This is a genomic window from Burkholderia sp. E168m23, from assembly GCF_016586125.1.
In the GTDB taxonomy this organism is placed as follows: domain Bacteria; phylum Pseudomonadota; class Gammaproteobacteria; order Burkholderiales; family Burkholderiaceae; genus Burkholderia; species Burkholderia orbicola.
In genome coordinates this window covers 1-3,970 of the sequence record NZ_BCPP01000685.1, presented here as the reverse complement: position 1 = coordinate 3,970, position 3,970 = coordinate 1, and the positions used below count along the sequence as shown (strand labels likewise).

At 68.0% G+C, this 3,970-nt stretch carries 5 protein-coding genes and 1 pseudogene; all 6 read left to right on the top strand.

What is annotated here, in order from left to right; all coding sequences use genetic code 11:
- Positions 1 to 277 (top strand): annotated as a pseudogene (locus tag JMF90_RS27465) (urease accessory protein UreD); the annotation flags it as partial.
- 236 nt (positions 278 to 513) lie between these two features.
- Positions 514 to 816 carry an urease subunit gamma gene (ureA, locus tag JMF90_RS27460; RefSeq protein ID WP_006406310.1) on the top strand — a complete coding sequence of 101 codons (303 nt, stop codon included), beginning with the start codon at positions 514 to 516 and terminating at the stop codon, positions 814 to 816.
- 8 nt (positions 817 to 824) lie between these two features.
- On the top strand, positions 825 to 1,130 hold the full coding sequence (locus tag JMF90_RS27455) for an urease subunit beta (RefSeq protein ID WP_040126797.1): 306 nt from the start codon (positions 825 to 827) through the stop codon (positions 1,128 to 1,130).
- Positions 1,131 to 1,158: 28 nt separating this feature from the next.
- Positions 1,159 to 2,865 carry an urease subunit alpha gene (ureC, locus tag JMF90_RS27450; RefSeq protein WP_006491061.1) on the top strand — a complete coding sequence of 569 codons (1,707 nt, stop codon included), beginning with the start codon at positions 1,159 to 1,161 and terminating at the stop codon, positions 2,863 to 2,865.
- Positions 2,866 to 2,883: 18 nt separating this feature from the next.
- Complete coding sequence (ureE, locus tag JMF90_RS27445; protein WP_175809014.1) at positions 2,884 to 3,486, top strand: urease accessory protein UreE; 603 nt, start codon at positions 2,884 to 2,886, stop codon at positions 3,484 to 3,486.
- Positions 3,473 to 3,970: urease accessory protein UreF (locus tag JMF90_RS27440; RefSeq protein ID WP_201325668.1), on the top strand; the 498-nt coding region annotated here is incomplete at its 3' end. The genes ureE and JMF90_RS27440, both read left to right, overlap by 14 nt.

The window sequence follows — 3,970 nt, the reverse complement described above, 5'->3', positions numbered from 1 at the left end:
CGCGCTGCAAGGCCTCGCCGGCTTTCCTGCCTACGGCACGCTGTGGGCGGCCGGCGCTGCATGCGACGCCGCGCTCGCCGAAGCGCTCGCCGCGCGCATGCCGTTCGACGACACGCTGCGCGCGGGCGCCACCTGCGTGACGCCCGGCGTCGTGCTGGTGCGCGCGATGTCGACGTCGATGGAAGCGTTGCAGCGCCACTTCACCGACTGCTGGCTGCAGTTGCGGCCGATCGTGCATGGCATCGACGCACGGCCGCTGCGTCTCTGGCAAACCTGACCGCGCGCGCATCACGCACCGTTTCGGCGCAACGTCACCCCACACGCCGCACGCTCGCCATGCATCACGCACCACGAACGCGCATGAAGGCACGTCGGATGCACATGGCACGCACCTTGCTGCTTACATAAGTGATACACGACGCACGCAAAACAGCGCGGTGCTACGATGATCCGCACCCCTGCCCGGTCGCATGCGCACCGATAAAAATTACGTTTTCCTGAACGCCTGCCTTCATGAAACTGACTCCCCGCGAAAAGGACAAGCTGCTGATCTTCACGGCGGCGCTGCTCGCCGAACGCCGCCGCGCGCGCGGCCTGAAGCTCAACTATCCGGAGGCGGTGGCCTTCATCACCGCGGCGCTGATGGAAGCCGCGCGCGACGGCAAGACCGTGGCCGAAGTGATGCACTACGGCACGACGCTGCTCACGCGCGACGACGTGATGGACGGCGTGCCGGAAATGATTCCCGACATCCAGGTCGAGGCGACCTTCCCCGACGGCACGAAGCTCGTGACCGTCCACCACCCGATTCCGTGAGGCCCCGCATGATCCCCGGCGAAATCCTCACCGACGATGGCGAACACGAACTGAACGCGGGCCGCGCGACGCTGTCGCTCGTCGTCGCGAACACCGGCGACCGCCCGGTGCAGGTCGGCTCGCACTACCACTTCTTCGAGGTCAACGACGCGCTGTCGTTCGACCGCGCGGCCGCGCGCGGCTTCCGGCTCAACATCGCGGCCGGCACGGCCGTGCGCTTCGAGCCGGGCCAGACGCGCACCGTCGAGCTCGTCGCCCTCGCGGGCGATCGCGCCGTCTACGGTTTTCAGGGCAAGGTGATGGGGCCGCTGTAAGCCGCGCCCCGCTCTTCAGGAACAGCACATGACACTACGCTTGAGCCGCCGCGCGTACGCGGAAATGTTCGGGCCGACGACGGGCGACCGCGTCCGGCTCGCCGATACCGAACTGCTGATCGAGATCGAACGCGACTTCACCACGTACGGCGAGGAAGTGAAGTTCGGTGGCGGGAAGGTGATCCGCGACGGGATGGGCCAGTCGCAGCGCGTGGCCGCCGACGTGCCCGATACCGTCATCACGAACGCGGTGATCCTCGATCACTGGGGCATCGTGAAGGCCGACATCGCGATCAAGCACGGCCGCATCGCGGCGATCGGCAAGGCCGGCAACCCCGACATCCAGCCGGGCGTGACGATCGCGATCGGCGCCGCGACCGAAGTGATCGCCGGCGAAGGGCTGATCGTGACCGCGGGCGGCATCGACACGCACATCCACTTCATCAGCCCGCAGCAGATCGACGAGGCGCTCGCGTCGGGCGTCACGACAATGCTCGGCGGGGGCACGGGGCCGGCCACCGGCACCAACGCGACGACCTGCACGCCGGGCCCGTGGCACATGGAGCGGATGCTGCAGGCCGCCGACGGCTGGCCGATCAACCTCGGCTTTCTCGGCAAGGGCAACGCGAGCCTGCCGCAGCCGCTCGTCGAGCAGATTGCGGCCGGCGCGATCGGGCTGAAGCTGCACGAGGACTGGGGCACGACGCCCGCCGCGATCGACAACTGCCTGTCGGTGGCCGACGACACCGACACGCAGGTCGCGATCCACACGGACACGCTGAACGAGGCCGGCTTCGTCGAATCGACGGTCGCCGCGTTCAAGGGGCGCACGATCCACACGTACCACACTGAAGGTGCAGGCGGCGGCCACGCGCCCGACATCCTGAAGGTGTGCGGCGAGATGAACGTGCTGCCGTCGTCGACCAATCCGACGCGCCCGTACACGATCAACACGCTCGACGAGCATCTCGACATGCTGATGGTGTGCCATCACCTCGATCCGTCGATCGCCGAGGATCTCGCGTTCGCCGAATCGCGCATTCGTCGCGAGACGATCGCGGCCGAGGACATCCTGCACGATCTCGGCGCGCTGTCGATGCTGTCGTCCGATTCGCAGGCGATGGGCCGCGTCGGCGAAGTGATCATCCGCACCTGGCAGACCGCGCACAAGATGAAGGTGCAGCGCGGCGCGCTGCCGGAGGACACCGCGCGCAACGACAACTTCCGCGCGAAGCGCTACGTCGCGAAGTACACGATCAACCCGGCGCTCACGCACGGCATCGCACATGAAGTCGGCTCGATCGAGCCCGGCAAGTGGGCCGACCTCGTGTTGTGGGAGCCCGCGTTCTTCGGGATCAAGCCGTCGATGATCCTCAAGGGCGGGATGATTGCCCTCGCGCAGATGGGCGACCCGAACGCGTCGATCCCGACGCCGCAGCCGGTCCACTATCGCGAGATGTTCGCGACGCGCGGCGGGGCGCTCGCGCGCACGTCGCTGACCTTCGTGTCGCAGATGGCGGCCGATGCAGGCATCGCGGAGCGCTATGGGCTCGCGAAGCGGATCGTGCCGGTGCGCAATTGCCGCAACGTGACGAAGGCCGACATGATCCACAACGCATGGCGTCCGTCGATCAGCGTCGATCCGGAAACCTACGACGTGATCGCCGACGGCCAGTTGCTCACCTGCGAACCGGCGACGGTGCTGCCGATGGCGCAGCGCTATTTCCTGTTCTGATCCGGAATCCCCAGTTTCATGCGTACCCTCGACAAACGTATTGCCCCGAACGTGAAACTCGCCGCGTCGCTCGTGGCTCGCGCGCCGACGCTCACGCTCGCCTATGATGCCCGCTGCAAGAGCCGCCTCGCGGCGACGCTCGACACCGGCGAGGACGTCGCGGTGCTGCTGCCGCGCGGCACCGTGCTGCGCGACGGCGACGTGCTCGTCGCCGACGACGGTGCGCTCGTGCGTATCGCGGCGGCCCCCGAAACCGTGCTGCTCGTGCGCGCAGCCGACCCGCTCACGCTGATGCGCGCCGCATACCACCTCGGCAACCGTCACACGCCGATCGAGATCGGCGACGGCTACCTGAAGCTCGAGGCCGATCCGGTGCTCGCGGACATGCTGCGCCGGCTCGGCACGCAGGTCGAGGAAACGCATGCACCGTTCCAGCCGGAAGCCGGTGCGTACGGCGGTGGCCACAAACACGGGCACGACGCAACGTTCGCCGAGGATTATGCGCTTGCGCAACAGGTGTTCGGCGAACACCACGGGCATGCGCATTCGCACGATCACGATCACGATCATCAGCATGGTCCCGGCTGTACGCACGGCCACCACGGTCATGACCACCACTGAACTCGTCGCGCTGCTGCACCTCGCGTCGCCGGCTTTGCCGATTGGCGCGTACAGCTATTCGCAGGGCCTCGAAGCCGCGCTCGACGCGAACCTGATCCGCGACGCCGATTCCGCGCGCGACTGGATCGCGAGCGGCCTGACCGACGTGCTCGCGCACGGCGAACTGCCGTTCCTCGCGCACCAGCTCGCCCGCTGGCAAACACACGACACGCATGCGCTCGCCGCCGAAAATGCCTGGTTCGTCGCGAGCCGGGAATCGGCCGAGCTGCGCCGCGAAACCGAACAGATGGGCTGGTCGCTCGCGCAGCTGTGCGCATCGCTCGAATGGGGCGACGCCACACGCCGCGCGACGCTCGCGTCGCTGTCGCCGATCGCGCTGCCGACCGCGTTCGCGTACGCGGCTGCCGCTCACGACGCCGGCGCCGACGCGACGCTCGCCGCGTACGCATTCGGCTGGGTCGAGAACCAGACGTCCGCCGCGCTG